The organism is Streptomyces sp. NPDC058751, from assembly GCF_042746485.1.
Lineage (GTDB): Bacteria > Actinomycetota > Actinomycetes > Streptomycetales > Streptomycetaceae > Streptomyces.
Genome location: NZ_JBHYPZ010000059.1, coordinates 1 through 16962 on the forward strand (window position 1 = coordinate 1; position 16962 = coordinate 16962).

Below are 16962 nucleotides of genomic sequence, written 5' to 3' on the forward strand. Positions count from 1 at the left end.
GGTGGGTCGGGGCCGTGCCGGTACATCCGCCCGTCGCCGTTGGACGGAGATGTGGCTGTCGGTGGCGACGGGCATGTGATGTACCGGCACGGCCCCTCCCGCGCGTCGCCGGGTGCGGGTGCATCGTGGTGCCTGGCCATTCCGGTCCCGGACAATTCAGCCCCTCCGGCGTTTGAGGAGCGGGGTCTGGGGCGGAGCCCCTGGGACGATGGGGGTCCCCCCTGGTCGAGCGAAGCCGAGACCTTGGGGGAGGGTAGGGGCGGAGGGGGCGAAGGGAGCTGGGACCGGCACCCCGCGCCGGGGGGCGCACGCAAGGGAGCGGGGCCCGGTCGTGGTCGACCCGGCCCCGCTCCCTGGTGTCCCGCGCGGGAAAGCGCCCCTCAGCGGCCCACCGCCCGCTTCAGCGAGCGCGCCCTCCGGGCGACCCGGCGCACGGTCGCGTTGCGCGGGATGAAGGCGAGCTGGGCCGGGACCGCCCCGGGCAGCGCCAGCGAGGTCAGGCGCTTGCGCTTGAAGTAGCGCCAGGTGTCGTCGGTGAGACGGTTCGTCAGATAGTTCTCGGCGGCCGGACGCAGGTCCGGGTAGATCTTCGACTGCATGGCGAAGCCGACGGCCTTCAGCAGCCCCGTCAGGTCCGCCACGTCCATGCCGGGGCGCTGTGCGGTGACCGCCGCGCCGTCCGCGAGGTCGGGCAGCAGCGCGTCGACGATGGTCACCGGGACGCGGTTGCTGTTCTCGTACGGGGTGAGCCGGTCCAGCAGCGGGCCGGTGCCGACGCGGGCGACCGGCAGGCCGTACAGGGCGGACGCCGTGAGCAGTGCCGTGGAGAAGCAGCCGACGACCAGCGCGGGCCGCATCCGCTGGTAGAGCACCTCGGCCAGGACCGGGGTGTCGAGCACGGTGAGGTCGGCGCCGAGCTTCTCGGCCTCCTTCTCCAGCATCCGCGACCAGCGCGCCGGGGCCGAGGGGTGCGGCTTGAACACCACGCGGGTGTGGCCGAGCGCGAGGGCCCCCCTCAGCATCCGTACGTGGAGCTCCTCCTCCTCCTGGGCGGTGAGGATCTCCAGCGCCGAGAGGTACTGGCCGAGCAGCAGCGCCGGCTCGTCGACCGACGGCAACTCGTCCCCGGTGTCGACGAGTTCCGCGAGCACCTTCACGAACGCGTCAGTGGGCACGATCTGCGGCTCGACGCCGAACTCGGTGAGCAGCAGCGGCGTCAGACCCGGGACCAGGTCCAGATGGAGCAGCCGGGTCACCCGGGTGCCGACCAGCGGGTCGATCTTGTTGCGGGTGGGGCCGTAGCTCATCAGACCGTCGGCGTACACCGTGACGGGCGCGCCCGTGAAGATCTGGGAGACGCCGAGCGCCGGGTTGACCTGGATCGACTCCACGGCCAGCTCGACGTCGTCGTCGCCGAGGTGCCAGGCGAGCCGCAGATACCGCTCCCACAGGGGGACGTCGTCCGGCCGCGGGGCCCAGCCGCCCGGGTGGAAGGGGGAGATGGTCCCGTTCCAGGAGATGACGTCGTCGAAGCGGCCGCGCAGCCGCTCGAAGCCGGGCATCGCGTCCACGGCGGACGTCGTCTCCGGCGTCGCCGCGTTGTTGGAGACGAGCAGGATGCGCCGGTCGGCGGGCCCGAAGGCGTCGGTGTCGAGGGCCGCGGCGAGCGTGGCCGTGCCGTACAGCGTGGACGCCATGAAGATCTGGGTGGTCACGCGGCCACCCCCGCGGCGGACGCGGGCCGTCGGCGCAGCCGGCGCAGTCGGGTGGCGCGCTGGACGTCCATCGAGTCGAGTGCCTCGTCGAGCACGCCCTGGGGCATTCGGCGCAGCGCGACGGCACTCATGGACTTCAGTTTCCGTGCCACTGCCGGCTCGAACCTTTCGATGGATCCCAGGTGGTGGGAAATGATCGCGCAATACGTGCGCACTGCTTTGGGCAGGAGTTTTTCGGCCTCCCGGTCCTCGGCGGTTTCCGCCACGACCTGGTCGAACGCCCGAATGAAATCGAGTTGGCGAACGTCCCCGATCTGGGTGAGCGAGGAGGCGACGCCACGCCGGTAGAACACGCCGAGCAGGCCCACCGTGGCGAAGGATTCTGCCTCCCGGTGCAGCTTCCAGATCCACGGCCGGTCCTCGGCCGTGCGCAGCCCGTCGGTGAAGTGGAGCAACCCCCGGTCGACCAGCCGGCGGTGGTAGACGCCCGCCCAGGCGTAGGCGTAGTCGACCGAGGTGGACCGGTCGGAGGGGAGGATGGCGTCCCGGGGGTCCATGACGACCCCGCGGCGGCCGTGCGGGACACGGTGCACGCTGCGGGCCCGCGCCGTGCACTGGACGTGGTCCGTACGGACGAAGTCGCAGCCCAGATCCTCGATGGAGGAGACGAGTTGTTCGTAGTGTCCGGGGGCGAGCCAGTCGTCCCCGTCGAGGAACGTGAGGTACTCGCCACGCGCTCTGTCGATACCGGTGTTGCGGGCGGTGGCCAGTCCTCCGTTCTTCTCGTGTCTGACATACACCGCACCCGGGAGCTCGCGCTCCGCGCGCGCGAGGATGTCCGGTGTCTCGTCGCGCGAGCAGTCGTCGACGAGGATGAATTCGAAATCCTGCCGTGCGTTCGCACGCAGGCTCTTCAGGGTGTCGGGCGCATATTGCTGCACGTTGTAGAACGGCACGATGACGGAGAGCTTGACCACCCGTGTGACGTTAGGGGGCGGCCCGGCATTCGTCTTTACCGTTGGTGGGATGCAAGGTGAACGACGCGTGGCGGTACCGTGAACCACGTCGTTTTCTCGGCCGGTCCCGGGCCGATTCCCCATTCGTCGACGCGCTGTTAACCCTTTGTTGTATTCGGGTTGGGCCGCTCCTCGGAATGGCTTCCTAGCGTCTGGGACGTGCCAGCAAGTACTTCGAAGCCGCTGCGGGTGGCCGTCCTCGCGGATTCCGACACCAGGTGGAAATGGGGCTCGCTCACCGCGAACCGCATCTCCCCGGCCGAGTCGGACGTCCGCCTCGACGGATTCCTCCTGCGCGGCCGTGCCACCCCGACCGCCCGCCAGCTCGAAGAGGTCGGCGTCCGCGCGGACTCCCTCCGCGAGGTCACCGCCGTCGAGTTCCTGCGCGAGATGGGCAGGGAGGACCGCGTCTACGACGTGGTCGTCCTCGCCCTGGTCGGCGGTGCCGTCCAGGCGGTCCTGCACGGCCTGTCCCGCGCCTGGGACGGCCGGGCGAAGCGCCCCCTGGTCGTCACCGGCTACGTCGGCGTCGTCTACGAGAAGCTCGCCGACGGGCTGCTCCTGCGGCACGGCGCGGACCTCGTCCTCGCCAACTCCCGCCAGGACGCGGACCGTTTCCGGGCCGTGTACGAGGGCGTGGGCGCGGACGCCGGTTCGGTGACCGAGGTCGCGCTGCCCTTCCTCGGCGGGGACGCGTACACGGAGCGCGACCCGTCCGCGGAGCGGGGGCGCGGGCCCTGCACGGTCGTCTTCGCCGCCCAGCCCTCCGTACCGGAGAGCCGCAAGGACCGTACGTACCTGCTGGACCGGCTCATCGGCCACGCGCGGCTGCACCCGGACCGCGAGGTCCTGCTCAAGCTGCGCTCCAAGCCGGGCGAACACACCACGCACATCGAGGAGCTGCCGTACCAGAAGCTGGTGCAGAAGGCGGACCCGCCGGCCAACTTCCGTCTGGTGTACGGGCACATGGGTGAGGTCCTCGACCGCACCGACCTGCTCGTCACCGTCAGCTCCACCGCCGCCCTGGAATCCCTGCACCGGCGCATCCCCACCGTCGTCCTGACCGACCTCGGGGTGCGCGAGGCGCTCGGCAACCACCACTTCGTGGGATCCGGCTGCCTCGCCTCCTGGGACCAGCTCGACGCGGGACACCGGCCGGTGCCCGACCCCGGGTGGGTGGCCCGCCAAGGCGTGGCCGCCGACGGATCGTACGAGACCGCCTTCGACGCGGCCCGGCGGCGCATCACCGAACTCCTCGCCGTCGACGGGCTGCCGCCCCTCGCCCCCTACTACACCCCCGTCACCGCGCCCGGCTACCTGCCCGGCATCCTCGCCCGCCACCACCTCGGCCCGGACGGCAGCCCGCTGCCCGGCGCCCCGGCGGCGGACCGGGAACCCAGCCCCGTACGGCAGTTCGTGCGCAAGGCCGCCCGCGGCGCCTACCGCCACGGCGTCCAGCGCGTGGCACCGGTGATCCGGCGGATGGGCGAACTGTGAGCACCCCGGCGGCGGCCTCCCCGCCGCCCCTCGCCCCCACGCCTCCCTCAGCTCCCTCGTCAAGGAGAAGCGCATGACCAACTCGGAAGCGGGCCGGCCCGCGCCGGTGCGCCGCGTGCTCGCGGTGATCCCCGCGCGCGGCGGCTCCAAGGGCGTGCCCGCCAAGAACCTCCTGCCCGTGGGCGGTGTGCCGCTGGTGGCCCGCGCGGTGCGCGAGTGCCGCGCCGCCCGCCTCGTGACGGACGTCGTCGTCTCCACCGACGACCAGGCCATCGCCGCGGCCGCCCGCCAGGCCGGCGCCGAGGTCGTGCTGCGCCCCGCCGCCATCGCCGGGGACACCGCCACCTCCGAGGCCGCCGTCCTGCACGCCATGGACACCCACGAGGCGCTGCACGGCTCCCCGGTCGACGTGGTGCTGCTCGTGCAGTGCACCAGCCCGTTCATCGTCCGCGAGGACGTGGACGGCGTCGTGGACGCGATCGTCGCGAACGGCGCCGACACGGCGCTGACCGTGGCCGCCTTCCACGGCTTCGTGTGGCGCGACGGGGACGACGAGCCCACGGCCGCGGTGACCGCGGGGACCGGCCGCGCGGCGGTCGACGGCCGGTCCGGCGTCCTGGTCGCCGACACCGCCACCAGCGGCGGCTACGGCGTCAACCACGACAAGTCCTTCCGGCCGCGCCGCCAGGACCGCCCCCAGGACCTCCTGGAGACCGGTGCCGTCTACGCCATGGAGGCCACCGGCTTCCGCGAGGCCAGGCACCGCTTCTTCGGCCGCACCGAACTCGTGCGCACCGACCCGGCCCGCGTGCTGGAGATCGACGACCCGCACGACCTCGCCCGCGCCCGGGCCCTCGCGCCGCTCTTCGACGCGACGAGGCCCGGCTCCCTCCCGACCGCCGACGACATCGACGCGGTCGTCCTCGACTTCGACGGCACCCAGACCGACGACAGGGTGCTGATCGACTCCGACGGACGGGAGTTCGTCTCCGTGCACCGCGGGGACGGCCTCGGCATCGCAGCCCTCCGCAGGAGCGGTCTGAAGATGCTGATCCTGTCCTCGGAACAGAACCCGGTCGTCGCCGCCCGGGCCCGGAAGCTCAAGCTCCCGGTCCTGCACGGCATCGACCGGAAAGACCTCGCGCTGAAGCAGTGGTGCGAGGAACAGGGCATCGCGCCCGAGCGCGTGCTCTACGTCGGCAACGACGTCAACGACCTCCCCTGCTTCGCCCTCGTGGGCTGGCCGGTGGCGGTCGCGAGCGCCCACGACGTCGTGCGCGGCGCCGCACGCGCGGTCACCACCGTCCCCGGCGGCGACGGCGCGATCCGAGAGATCGCCAGCTGGATCCTCGGCCCTTCTCTCGACTCCCTCGACAAGTAAGGAACTTCCCCACCATGAGCACCAACTCCCGTATGCGCCAGTTCGGTTCGAAGACCGCCGGTCCCGGCCGCCCCGTCTACGTCGTGGGTGAGATCGGCATCAACCACAACGGCGAGCTGGAGAACGCCTTCAAGCTCATCGACGCGGCCGCCGAGGCCGGCTGCGACGCCGTCAAGTTCCAGAAGCGCACCCCGGAGATCTGCACCCCGCGCGACCAGTGGGACATCGAGCGCGACACCCCCTGGGGCCGCATGACCTACATCGACTACCGCCACCGCGTGGAGTTCGGCGAGGACGAGTACCGCCGGATCGACGAGTACTCCAAGGAGAAGGGCATCGACTGGTTCGCCTCCCCGTGGGACACCGAGGCCGTCGCCTTCCTGGAGAAGTTCGACGTCCCGGCTCACAAGGTGGCCTCCGCCTCGCTGACCGACGACGAGCTGCTGCGCGCCCTGCGCGCCACCGGCCGCACCGTCATCCTCTCCACCGGCATGTCGACGCCGAAGCAGATCCGCCACGCGGTCGAGGTCCTCGGCAGCGACAACATCCTGATGTGCCACGCCACGTCGACCTACCCGGCGCAGGCGGAGGAGCTCAACCTCCGGGTCATCAACACCCTGCAGGCCGAGTACCCGAACGTCCCGATCGGCTACTCCGGCCACGAGACGGGCCTGCAGACCACGCTCGCCGCGGTCGCCCTCGGCGCCGCCTTCGTCGAGCGCCACATCACCCTGGACCGCGCGATGTGGGGCTCCGACCAGGCCGCCTCCGTCGAGCCGCAGGGCCTGACCCGCCTCGTCCGCGACATCCGCACCATCGAGGCCTCCCTCGGCGACGGCGTCAAGAAGGTCTACGACTCCGAACTCGGCCCGATGAAGAAGCTGCGCCGCGTCACGGGCGTCGTCGCCGAGGCCGAGATCGCCGCGGCCGCGGGCGAGCCCGTCTCGGTCTGAACGCCCTGAATCCCTTACGACGGGACGGTCGTACGTCGATGAGCCCCCGCGCCGGTTCCGCCGGCCCCGCCACTCTCGCCTTCGTCGAGAGCCCGGTACAGCTCCTGAACGTGCTGGAGTGGGCGCACGCCCACGACGGTGCGGCGCCCGGCGCGGGACTCACCCTCGTCGTCCTGTCCCCCAACGACCCGATGACCCGCGGCCAGCTCCGCCGGATGGCGGAACTCGCCCGCGACGAGGGTCACACGGTCCGCTGGGAGGAGGCGCGCGGCGGCACCACGGCCCCCTTCCGCACCATCGGGGGACTGGCCCCGCTGCTGCGCCGCGCCCGGCGGATCGTCATGGGGGACCCGTTCTCCCGTTACGTGCAGCTCCTGCTGACCATCACCAGGGCGCGCGACCTGGTCGTGGTCGACGACGGCACGGCGACGATGGAGTTCGTCGCCCAGCTCGCCCGCGGTGAGCGCCTGGTGCGCTGGCACCGGCGCGGCGGCCGCCCCGGCCCGCGGGACGTGATCTTCGCCCCCGTGTCCGCCTCGGCCCGCCGCAGGCTGACGCCCAGCGGCCGCCGCACGGTCGAGGTCTTCTCCTCGATGCCGATCGAATCGGCGCCGGAGGGGGTCACGGTCACCGCCAACGCGTTCTCCTGGACCCGGGAGCGGTTCGGCCCGCCGCGCCTCACCAAGGGCGCGGACCTGGTCGGCACCTCGCTCGTCGAGACGGGCGTGGTCGATCCGGACCGCTATCTGGAAGCCGTCCGCGCGCTGGCGAAGGCGCACGGCGCGGACCGCTACTTCGCGCACCGCCGCGAGAGCGCGGACAAACTGCACCGGCTGGCCGCCGGGACGGGCCTGGAGATCGTCCGCCCCGACCTGCCGCTCGAACTGATCGCCCGGCGCGGCCCCATAGGCCGTACCATCCTGAGCTTCCCGTCGACGGTCGTCCACACGCTGCCGCTCGCCCTGGCCGGCACCGAGGTGCGGGTCGCGGTCTGCGACATCGACCCGGCCTGGCTGACGGAGAACGCCTCGCCGAGGGCCCAGGGCTTCCTGTCCGGGGTCACCGGGACGGCCCGCGACGTCCACCGCCTCTCGACGGCCTCCGGCGGCTAGAGCCTGTCCGCGGGCTTCGTCCGCCGGTGGGGCCCGGCGCGCCCCGGTGGTGCGGCGGGCGGCGCCCGCCCCGGCGCGCTTCCGCCCGTCCCGCCGCGCCGCCGTCCCGTCGGACGGGACTTCCCCGGCCCGCCCGGAGGCGGCCCCCGTCACGGAACGTGCCCCGGGTGTCGCGAGCCGGCGCCGGATCCGGGACCCGGATGCGGTGGTGTGAGACCGTGGAGACCATGAAGGGGAACGGACCCGGAGACCCCGGGCGTTCCCGGTGCACATCGGCGGACACCGCCCGCCGAGTCGGATCACAGCCGGTCACCCGCGCCCGTTCAAGATCCAAACGCCCGGAGAGCCGGGCGAGTCTACCCATCCTCGTAGCCGGCCATGCACCACACGGTCAGATTTTCTTCCCCTAACGGGCTGAACTTTTGTTGATCGTGGGTCAGTTGGCCGCCCGGTCGTCCTACCCTTCAAAGGGTGAACCAACTGATGTCCCGAGAGTCCGAGGCCGATCTCCCCGGGGAGCCGTTGCTCCCGGGCGCGCTGCCCGAGGCACTGCGCTCCGAACTCGTGGCGTTCCGCCGCGACTTGCACATGCACCCGGAACTCGGCAACCAGGAGTTCCGCACCACCGCGGCGATCAAGGCACGCCTGGAGCAGGCGGGCCTCGAGCCGCGGGTCCTCTCCATGGGCACCGGCCTCATCTGTGACATCGGGGACGCGGACGACGTACGCCCCATGCTGGCGCTGCGCGCCGACATCGACGCGCTGCCCATTCCGGACACGAAGAGTGACTGCGCGTACCGCTCGACCGTGCCCGACCGCGCCCACGCCTGCGGCCACGACGTCCACACCACGGTCGTGCTCGGCGCCGGTCTCGTCCTCGCCGACCTGCACGCCCGGGGCCTGCTGCCCCGGCGCGTCCGGCTGATCTTCCAGCCGGCGGAGGAGGTGCTGCCCGGCGGCGCCCCGGACGCGATCGAGTCGGGCGTGCTCGAAGGGGTCGGACGGATCGTCGGCGTGCACTGCGACCCGAGGGTCGACGCGGGGCGCATCGGACTGCGGCACGGCCCCATCACCTCGGCGTGCGACCGGCTCGAAGTGTCACTCGACGGCGCGGGCGGCCACACCGCGCGCCCCCACCTCACCACCGACCTCGTCACCGCCGCCGCGCGGGTCGTGACCGACGTGCCGGCGCTGGTCGCCCGGCGCGTGGACGCCCGCAGCGGGCTCGCGGTGACCTGGGGACGCATCGAGTCGGGCCACGCCTGCAACGTGATCCCCCAGCACGCCGAACTGTCCGGGACGATCCGCTGCCTGGACCTCGAGGCGTGGCGGGCCGCACCCGACCTCGTCCACGCGGCCATCGACGAGATCGCGAACCTCTACCGCGCCAAGTCCGAGATCAACTACGTCCGGGGCGTCCCGCCGGTCGTCAACGACCCGGTCGTCACCGAACTGCTCCGCGAGGCCATGACCGCCCGGCGCGGCGCGCACTCCATCGAGGACACCGAGCAGAGCCTCGGCGGCGAGGACTTCTCCTGGTACCTGGAGCACGTGCCCGGCGCGATGGCCCGGCTCGGAGTGCGGCGCCCCGGCGACCGCGTCACCCGCGACCTGCACCGGGGCGACTTCGACGCCGACGAGCACGCGATCACGGTCGGCGTCGAGATGTTCACCGCCGCGGCCCTCCTGGACCAGCAGCCTGCCTAGGGACTGTCCGGCCGGTGGTCCTCCCGGGGACTTGTCCGGCCGGCGGTCCTCCCGGTCCTCCCGGTGTCGCGGCACCGGCGTCCGCCGCGGCACCAGGGTGTCGGCGGGCGCCGGACACGGCCGGGTGAACTCCGGTCGCGCCCTCCACACCCCGGCAGTAGCGTGGGCGGCAGTTGTTCGACAACAGTCACTTCGTGGAGCAGGGGCCACCCGTTCCGTCACGTCGGATCCGTTCGCCGGAACCGCCGCGTGAGGGGCCGTCAGGTCACTGCATCCCCGAACACACCTTTCGGCCGGGTGGTTCACAGGGACGTAACCGGCCATCGGCACGAATGGATAACGGCCAGGCGGAACCCCGTTCCCTGGACGGTCTACGCGCGTTAATGTGCGCCGAACTCAGCACCCACTGCGGGGCTTTGGAGAATGGGGAACTTCAGATGCGTCGGATAGCCAGCCTGACCCGCATCGCGGTGGGGGTCGCGTCGCTCGCACTCGCCGCCACCGCCTGCGGCGGCACCAGCAGCGAGAGCAACAGCAGCAGCAGCGAGAGCGGCGGCGACAAGGGTCTCGCCATCGCGTACGACGTCGGCGGCAAGGGCGACCAGTCCTTCAACGACGCCGCGTACGCGGGTCTGGAGAAGGCGAAGAAGGAGTTCGGCTACCAGACGGCCGACATCGAGCCCAACGAGGGCGAGACGGACGCCGACAAGGAGCAGCGCCTGGTCTCGCTGGCCAAGCAGGGCTACAACCCGGTCATCGGCGTCGGCTTCGCCTACGGCCCCGCGATGGAGCAGGCCGCCGCGAAGTACCCGGACACCACCTTCGGCATCGTGGACTCGGTCGTCGAGGGCAAGAACGTCGCCTCCCTGGTCTTCGCCGAGCAGGAGTCCTCGTACCTGGCCGGTGTCGCGGCCGCCAAGGCCACCAAGAGCAACACGGTCGGCTTCATCGGCGGTGTGGACGTCCCGCTGATCCACAAGTTCGAGGCCGGCTACACGCAGGGCGTCAAGGACACCAAGCCCAGCGTGAAGGTCCTCTCGCAGTACCTGACGCAGACCGCCGAGGAGGGTGGCTTCTCCAGCCCCGACAAGGGCAAGGCCGCCGCCGAGGGCCAGATCGAGAAGGGCGCGGACGTCCTGTACGCCGCCGCCGGCCTCTCCGGCCAGGGTGTCATCGAGGCCGCCTCCAAGGCGGGCGTGTGGGCGATCGGCGTCGACTCCGACCAGTACAAGCAGGAAGCGCTGGCGGCGTACAAGGACAAGATCCTCACCTCCGCGCTCAAGGACGTCGGCGGCGCGGTCTACACGCTGTCCAAGTCGGTCCACGACGACAAGCCGCTGACCGGCACGCAGACCTTCGACCTCAAGGTGAACGGTGTCGGCCTCGCCGACAGCAACCCGAAGATGGCGGAGGTCCCCGGTCTCACCGAGGCCGTGGACAAGGCCAAGGCGGCCATCATCGCCGGCGACATCAAGGTCAAGACCTCTTAGGTCACCCGGACGGCGGCGGGCCCGGCCCGCCGCCACGCCGAAGCGGCGGGACACGATCGAAGTACCGCCGAACGGGCGGGCGCCCCAGGTGCCCGCCCGTTCCGCCGTCCGCACAGAAGGTCACCCTCCGCCACCTTTTCCCTGCGGTCGGCGCGTCCCGGGCCCGTGGACGAGTGGCGTCGAGCACAGCCGGATAACAAGGTGGACAGAAGGGGTTTTCTCGTAGGTCTACGCGCGTTAATCTGCGGCGAAGCCAGCGCCGAAGCTGAACCGTCGGGCGCTGTACGACAGGAGCACATGTAATGCGCCGGGTTACCCGCATCGCGCTCGCAGGCACTGCGACCGCCTCTCTCGCCCTCGCTCTGTCCGCCTGTGGCGGCACCTCGACCTCCTCCTCGGCCTCCTCGGACGACAAGGGCGGCAACAAGGGCCTCGCCATCGCGTACGACGTCGGCGGCAAGGGCGACCAGTCCTTCAACGACGCCGCGTACGAGGGCCTGATGAAGGCCAAGGGCGAGTTCAAGTACGACACCGCCGACGTCGAGCCCACCGAGGGCGAGACGGACGCGGACAAGGAGCAGCGCCTGGTCTCGCTGGCCAAGCAGGGCTTCAACCCGGTCATCGGCGTCGGCTTCGCCTACGGCCCGGCCGTCAAGGCCGCCGCGGAGAAGTTCCCGAACACCACCTTCGGCATCGTCGACGACTCCTCCGTCGAGGCGAAGAACGTCGCGGACCTGGTCTTCTCCGAGCAGGAGGCCTCCTACCTCGCCGGCGTCGCGGCCGCCAAGGCCACCAAGACCGACACGGTCGGCTTCATCGGCGGTGTGGACGTCCCGCTGATCCACAAGTTCGCGGCGGGCTTCGAGCAGGGCGTCAAGGACACCAAGCCCGGCGTCAAGGTCCTCTCGCAGTACCTCACCCAGACCGCCCAGGAGGGTGGCTTCTCCAGCCCGGACAAGGGCAAGGCCGCCGCCGAGGGCCAGATCGAGAAGAAGGCCGACGTCGTCTACGCCGCGGCCGGTCTCTCCGGTCAGGGTGTCATCGAGGCCGCCGCCGCCGAGAAGGTCCTGGCCATCGGTGTCGACTCGGACCAGTACAAGCAGGAAGCGCTGGCCAAGTACAAGGACTCGATCCTGACCTCCGCGACCAAGGATGTCGCCAAGGCGGTCTACACCCTGGCGAAGTCGGTCGAGGACGGAAAGCCCGAGAGCGGTATCGTTCGGGGCGATCTGAAGTCCGGTGAGGTCGGCCTGGCCGACTCCAACCCGGCCTTCAAGAACAACGCCGCGATCCAGGACGCCGTCAAGGCCGCCCAGGAGAAGATCATCAGCGGTGCGATCAAGGTCAAGACCAGCTGACGAGAGTTACCTCAGGAGCAGCCAATGCGGTCCCGGGGAAGTTCGGGCAAGTCTTCGTGCCGGCCGGCACGGAAAGGTGCCCGTCCTGCCCCGGAGCCGCTTGGTAACCGCGGGGTTACGTCCGCTCAACGGGATACGAGGAGTCTTGCTCCACGTATCCCGTTCTCGCGGCCCGTGGCCCCTTTCGTTGCCGTAGGGGCGCTACGCGCGTAGACGACCCCCTTTCCCTCAGGAGAGTGCGCCATCAACGCGTCCAGCAGCCCTCCGGCCGGCGCGGTCGACAGTCAGGCGACCGCTGTCGAACTCGCCGGGATCACGAAGCGATTCCCCGGCGTCGTGGCCAACCACGACATCCACCTCAGCGTCCGCAAGGGCACCGTGCACGCCCTCGTCGGCGAGAACGGCGCCGGCAAGTCGACGCTGATGAAGATTCTCTACGGCATGCAGAAGCCGGACGAGGGCACCATCGCCGTCGACGGCGAACAGGTCACCTTCTCGTCGCCGGGCGAGGCCATCGCCCGCGGCATCGGCATGGTCCACCAGCACTTCATGCTGGCCGACAACCTCACCGTCCTGGAGAACGTCACCCTCGGCAGCGAGAAGCTGTACGGGATCGGCGCCAAGGCCCGCCGCAAGATCCTGGAGATCTCCGACCGCTACGGCCTCGGGGTCCGCCCCGACGTCCTGGTCGAGGAGCTCGGCGTCGCCGAACGGCAGCGCGTGGAGATCCTCAAGGTCCTCTTCCGCGGTGCCCGCATCCTGATCCTGGACGAGCCCACCGCCGTCCTCGTGCCGCAGGAGGTCGACGCGCTCTTCGACAACCTCCGCGAGCTCAAGGCCGAGGGCCTGTCGGTCATCTTCATCTCGCACAAGCTGGGCGAGGTCCTCTCGGTCGCCGACGACATCACGGTCATCCGGCGCGGTACGACGGTCGGCACCGCCGTGCCCTCCGAGACGACCCCGCGTCAGCTCGCCGAGCTGATGGTCGGCAGCGAACTGCCCACGCCGGAGACCTCCGAGTCGACCGTCACCGACCGGGCCGTGATCGAGGTCGAGGACCTGGTCGTCTTCGCCAAGGGCTCGGTCTCGATGGGCAAGGGCTCCGCGGCCCTGCTCATGGACGAGGTGGAGCGCGGCGCCGTACGCCTCGTCCTCGACCACGTCTCCTTCACCATCCACGCCGGTGAGGTCATGGGCATCGCGGGTGTCGAGGGCAACGGCCAGACCGAGCTCATCGACGCGCTGATCGGCCTGAAGGCCGCCGACTCCGGCGCCGTCCGCTTCATGGGCGAGGACGTCACCGGGATGTCCACCCGCAAGCGCCGCGAGAACGGCATCGGCTACATCCCCGAGGACCGCCACCGCCACGGCCTCCTCCTGGAGTCTCCCCTCTGGGAGAACCGCATCCTCGGCCACGTCACCGAGAAGCCCAACGCCAAGGGTGTCTGGATCGACATCAAGGGCGCCCAGGAGGACACCCGCCGCATCGTCGAGGAGTACGACGTGCGCACCCCCGGCATCGACGTCACCGCGGCCTCCCTGTCCGGCGGCAACCAGCAGAAGCTGATCGTCGGCCGCGAGATGAGCCACAAGCCGAAGTTCCTGATCGCCGCCCACCCCACCCGTGGTGTGGACGTCGGCGCGCAGGCGCAGATCTGGGACCAGATCCGCTCGGCACGCCGTGAAGGACTCGCCGTTCTGCTGATCTCCGCGGACCTGGACGAACTCATCGGCCTGTCCGACACGCTCCGGGTGATCTACAACGGCAAGCTGGTCGCGGACGCGGACCCGGCCACGATCACCCCGGAGGAGCTCGGCTCGGCCATGACCGGTGCCGCCTCCGGACACCTGGAGAACGAGGAGCTCGCCGAAGCGGCCGAGCTCGAAGAGCCCACCGAGAACCCGGCCGACGCCCCGGAAGACGAGGCCCGCTGATGAAGAAGTTCGACAAGGAGCGCCTGCTCCTCGCGGTGGCCGGACCGGTCATCGCGCTCGTCGTCGCCGTGGCGCTGACCTCGATCGTGCTGCTCGCCTCGGGCAAGAGCCCGTTCGAGCCGTATTCGATCATGTTCGAGCAGGCAACGTACTCCGACATCCAGGTCCTGATCATCAACCAGGCCTCGCTGTACTACATCGCGGCGCTGGCGGTGGCCATCGGCTTCCGGATGAACCTGTTCAACATCGGTGTCGACGGCCAGTACCAGCTCGCCGCCATGATGGCCGCGGTCGTCGGCGCGCACGTCGCCCTGCCGGCCGCGCTCCAGGTCCCGCTGCTGATGATCACCGCGATCTGCACCGGTGCCTTCTGGGCCGGCATCGCCGGTGTCCTCAAGGTCACCCGCGGGGTCAGCGAGGTCGTCGCGACGATCATGCTGAACGCGATCGCGACCTCCGTCATCGCCTACCTCTGGCTGCCCGACGTCTTCGGCGTCAAGGTCGGCAACAACAACACCACCGGCGAGATGCACGAGTCCGGCTGGATCCCCGGCTTCAGCATGGGCGACGCGGGCGAGATCTACGGCCTGGTCGTCCTCGCGGTGGTCCTCGGCATCGGCTACTGGATCGTCCTCAACCGCACCCGCTTCGGCTTCGACCTGCGCGCCTCCGGCGCCTCCGAGTCCGCCGCCGCGGCCAGCGGTGTCGACCCCAAGCGCATGGTGCTCACCGCCATGCTGCTCTCCGGCGGCATCGCCGGCCTCGCGGGTCTGCCGATCCTCCTCGGCGACACCCACACGTACAGCCTGAACTTCCCGACCGGCATCGGCTTCCTCGGCATCGGCATCGCGCTGCTCGGCCGCAACAGCCCCGTCGGCATCGCCTTCGCGGCCCTGCTGTGGGCCTGGCTCGACAAGGCCTCGCCCGAGCTGGACTTCCACGGGTACGACAAGGAGATCGCGGTCATCATGCAGGGCCTGATCGTGATCGCCGTCGTCGTCTCCTACGAGTCCGTGCGCGAGTGGGGTCTGCGCCGCCAGCAGCGCCGCGTCGGCGCCGAACTCGCCGCGGGCAACGTCCTCGGCGGAAACGACAACACCGAGAAGGAGGTGGCGGGCCGATGACCACCGCGACCGACGTCAACCAGCCCACAGCGCAGCCCGCGGCTCCGAGCGGCCGCCGGATGTCGCTCCCCGTCCTCCTGCTGGTGATCGCGGGCGCCCTGGCGCTGACCTCGATCGTCCGCATCATCACCGGCGCCGACGGCATCACCAACGTCAGCCAGATGTCGACCGCGCTCGAACTGGCCGTCCCGATCGGCCTGGCCGGTCTCGGCGGTCTGTGGGCCGAGCGCTCGGGCGTCGTCAACATCGGCCTCGAGGGCATGATGATCCTCGGCACCTGGTTCGGCGCCTGGGCCGGCTACCAGTGGGGCCCGTGGACCGGCGTCCTGATCGGCATCATCGGCGGCGCCGTCGGCGGTCTGCTCCACGCGATCATCACGGTCACCTTCAACGTCAACCACATCGTCTCCGGTGTGGCCATCAACATCCTCGCGCTCGGCGTCACCCGCTACCTCTCCCCGCTCGCCTTCGTGGGCGTCCAGGGCGGCTCGGCCAAGCAGTCCCCGCCGGTCGAGTCGCTCGGCCAGTTCACCGTGCCGGGGCTCTCCGACTGGCTCACCACCCTGAACTCCAAGGGCTGGTTCTTCGTCTCGGACATCGCGGGCCTGCTCGGCGGTCTGGTCACCGACGTCTCCTGGCTGACCCTGATCGCCATCGCGCTGATCCCCGGCACCTGGTGGGTCCTGTGGCGCACCCCGTTCGGTCTGCGCCTGCGGTCCTGCGGCGAGAACCCGGTCGCGTCCGAGTCGCTCGGCGTGAACGTCTACAAGTACAAGTACATCGCCGTCATCGTCTCCGGCGGCCTGGCCGGCCTCGGCGGTGTCTTCCTCTCCCTCGTCGCCAACCCCTTCTACCTGGAGGGCCAGACCGCGGGCCGCGGCTACATCGGTCTCGCGGCGATGATCTTCGGCAACTGGATGCCCGGCGGTCTCGCGCTCGGCGCCGGACTGTTCGGCTACACCGACAGCCTCAACCTGCGCGGCGGCTCCGAGAACGTCCACGCCCTGCTGCTGCTCGGCGCCATCCTGCTCGTGATCGGCGCGATCTGGCTCGCGGTCAAGAAGAAGTACGTCTCGGCCGCCATCACCGCGGTCATCGGCGTCCTCGTGTACCTCTGGTACGCCAACACCAACGAGGTGCCCAACCAGATCGTCTCCGCCACGCCGTACGTCATCACCCTCCTCGTCCTGTCCCTGTCGGCGCAGCGCCTGCGCATGCCGAAGGCGGACGGCCTGCCGTACCGGAAGGGACAGGGGAAGTGACGGCCGCCGTCGCGGGGTCCGCGGACGTCGACTGGGAGGAACTGAGGGAGGCGGCCCGTACGGCGATGACCCGCGCGTACGCCCCCTACTCGGACTTCCCCGTCGGTGCGGCGGCCCGCGTCGACGACGGCCGGATCGTCTCCGGCTGCAACGTCGAGAACGCCTCCTACGGCCTCGGCCTGTGCGCCGAATGCGGTCTGGTCTCCGAACTGCGGGCCACCGGAGGCGGCCGGCTGACGCACTTCACGTGTGTCGACGGACAGGGCGAGATCCTCGTCCCGTGCGGACGCTGCCGGCAGCTCCTGTTCGAGTTCGGCGGGGAGGAACTGATCCTGGAGACACCCCGGGGGCTCGTGCCCCTGTCCGAGATGTTGCCGCAGGCCTTCGGGCCGGGCCATCTCACCAAGTAACG

Annotated in this window: 13 protein-coding genes; 11 read left to right on the top strand and 2 right to left on the bottom strand. The window is 70.7% G+C overall.

The window, feature by feature from the left end:
• Nucleotides 1-380: 380 nt before the first annotated feature.
• The gene (locus tag ACFW6B_RS36870) at nt 381-1715 is read right to left on the bottom strand and encodes an alpha-2,8-polysialyltransferase family protein (RefSeq protein WP_386603423.1); all 1335 of its coding nucleotides are present in this window, start codon (nt 1713-1715) and stop codon (nt 381-383) included.
• A complete protein-coding gene (locus ACFW6B_RS36875; RefSeq protein ID WP_386603425.1) occupies nt 1712-2692 on the bottom strand; it encodes a glycosyltransferase family 2 protein in 981 nt (326 codons plus the stop codon). Before ACFW6B_RS36875 ends, ACFW6B_RS36870 begins: the two co-directional genes overlap by 4 nt.
• A 198-nt stretch (nt 2693-2890) precedes the next feature.
• Between ACFW6B_RS36875 and ACFW6B_RS36880 the strand changes: the two genes are divergently transcribed.
• The 11 genes from ACFW6B_RS36880 to ACFW6B_RS36930 all read left to right on the top strand — a co-directional run bounded on the left by ACFW6B_RS36880 (nt 2891) and on the right by ACFW6B_RS36930 (nt 16960).
• On the top strand, nt 2891-4228 hold the full coding sequence (locus ACFW6B_RS36880; RefSeq protein ID WP_386603427.1) for a DUF6716 putative glycosyltransferase: 1338 nt from the start codon (nt 2891-2893) through the stop codon (nt 4226-4228).
• A 73-nt stretch (nt 4229-4301) separates the two neighbouring features.
• Nucleotides 4302-5609 carry a cytidylyltransferase domain-containing protein gene (locus tag ACFW6B_RS36885; protein ID WP_386603429.1) on the top strand — a complete coding sequence of 436 codons (1308 nt, stop codon included), beginning with the start codon at nt 4302-4304 and terminating at the stop codon, nt 5607-5609.
• Between the two features lie 14 nt (nt 5610-5623).
• On the top strand, nt 5624-6562 hold the full coding sequence (locus tag ACFW6B_RS36890) for an N-acetylneuraminate synthase family protein (RefSeq protein WP_386603431.1): 939 nt from the start codon (nt 5624-5626) through the stop codon (nt 6560-6562).
• A 38-nt stretch (nt 6563-6600) separates the two neighbouring features.
• Nucleotides 6601-7674, top strand: coding sequence for a hypothetical protein (locus ACFW6B_RS36895; RefSeq protein WP_386603433.1), 1074 nt, complete (start codon nt 6601-6603; stop codon nt 7672-7674).
• A 483-nt stretch (nt 7675-8157) separates the two neighbouring features.
• On the top strand, nt 8158-9381 hold the full coding sequence (locus ACFW6B_RS36900) for an amidohydrolase (RefSeq protein ID WP_386603514.1): 1224 nt from the start codon (nt 8158-8160) through the stop codon (nt 9379-9381).
• A gap of 437 nt (nt 9382-9818) precedes the next feature.
• On the top strand, nt 9819-10871 hold the full coding sequence (locus tag ACFW6B_RS36905) for a BMP family protein (protein WP_386603435.1): 1053 nt from the start codon (nt 9819-9821) through the stop codon (nt 10869-10871).
• 302 nt (nt 10872-11173) lie between these two features.
• Nucleotides 11174-12229, top strand: a complete 1056-nt coding sequence (locus ACFW6B_RS36910; protein WP_386603437.1) for a BMP family protein — start codon at nt 11174-11176, stop codon at nt 12227-12229.
• 243 nt (nt 12230-12472) lie between these two features.
• The gene (locus ACFW6B_RS36915) at nt 12473-14164 is read left to right on the top strand and encodes an ABC transporter ATP-binding protein (RefSeq protein WP_386603516.1); all 1692 of its coding nucleotides are present in this window, start codon (nt 12473-12475) and stop codon (nt 14162-14164) included.
• On the top strand, nt 14164-15288 hold the full coding sequence (locus ACFW6B_RS36920) for an ABC transporter permease (protein WP_386603439.1): 1125 nt from the start codon (nt 14164-14166) through the stop codon (nt 15286-15288). Before ACFW6B_RS36915 ends, ACFW6B_RS36920 begins: the two co-directional genes overlap by 1 nt.
• On the top strand, nt 15285-16550 hold the full coding sequence (locus tag ACFW6B_RS36925; RefSeq protein WP_386603441.1) for an ABC transporter permease: 1266 nt from the start codon (nt 15285-15287) through the stop codon (nt 16548-16550). Before ACFW6B_RS36920 ends, ACFW6B_RS36925 begins: the two co-directional genes overlap by 4 nt.
• The gene (locus tag ACFW6B_RS36930; RefSeq protein WP_386603443.1) at nt 16547-16960 is read left to right on the top strand and encodes a cytidine deaminase; all 414 of its coding nucleotides are present in this window, start codon (nt 16547-16549) and stop codon (nt 16958-16960) included. The genes ACFW6B_RS36925 and ACFW6B_RS36930 overlap by 4 nt, the downstream gene beginning before the upstream one ends.
• The last annotated feature ends 2 nt before the right edge of the window (nt 16961-16962 follow it).

Bases quoted from the DNA above. Each gene is read 5' to 3' on its own strand.
- ACFW6B_RS36925 (WP_386603441.1), top strand. From the start codon at position 15,285: ATGACCACCGCGACCGACGTCAACCAGCCCACAGCGCAGCCCGCGGCT.
- ACFW6B_RS36895 (WP_386603433.1), top strand. From the start codon at position 6,601: ATGAGCCCCCGCGCCGGTTCCGCCGGCCCCGCCACTCTCGCCTTCGTC.
- ACFW6B_RS36885 (WP_386603429.1), top strand. From the start codon at position 4,302: ATGACCAACTCGGAAGCGGGCCGGCCCGCGCCGGTGCGCCGCGTGCTC.
- ACFW6B_RS36905 (WP_386603435.1), top strand. From the start codon at position 9,819: ATGCGTCGGATAGCCAGCCTGACCCGCATCGCGGTGGGGGTCGCGTCG.
- ACFW6B_RS36910 (WP_386603437.1), top strand. From the start codon at position 11,174: ATGCGCCGGGTTACCCGCATCGCGCTCGCAGGCACTGCGACCGCCTCT.
- ACFW6B_RS36900 (WP_386603514.1), top strand. From the start codon at position 8,158: ATGTCCCGAGAGTCCGAGGCCGATCTCCCCGGGGAGCCGTTGCTCCCG.
- ACFW6B_RS36890 (WP_386603431.1), top strand. From the start codon at position 5,624: ATGAGCACCAACTCCCGTATGCGCCAGTTCGGTTCGAAGACCGCCGGT.
- ACFW6B_RS36920 (WP_386603439.1), top strand. From the start codon at position 14,164: ATGAAGAAGTTCGACAAGGAGCGCCTGCTCCTCGCGGTGGCCGGACCG.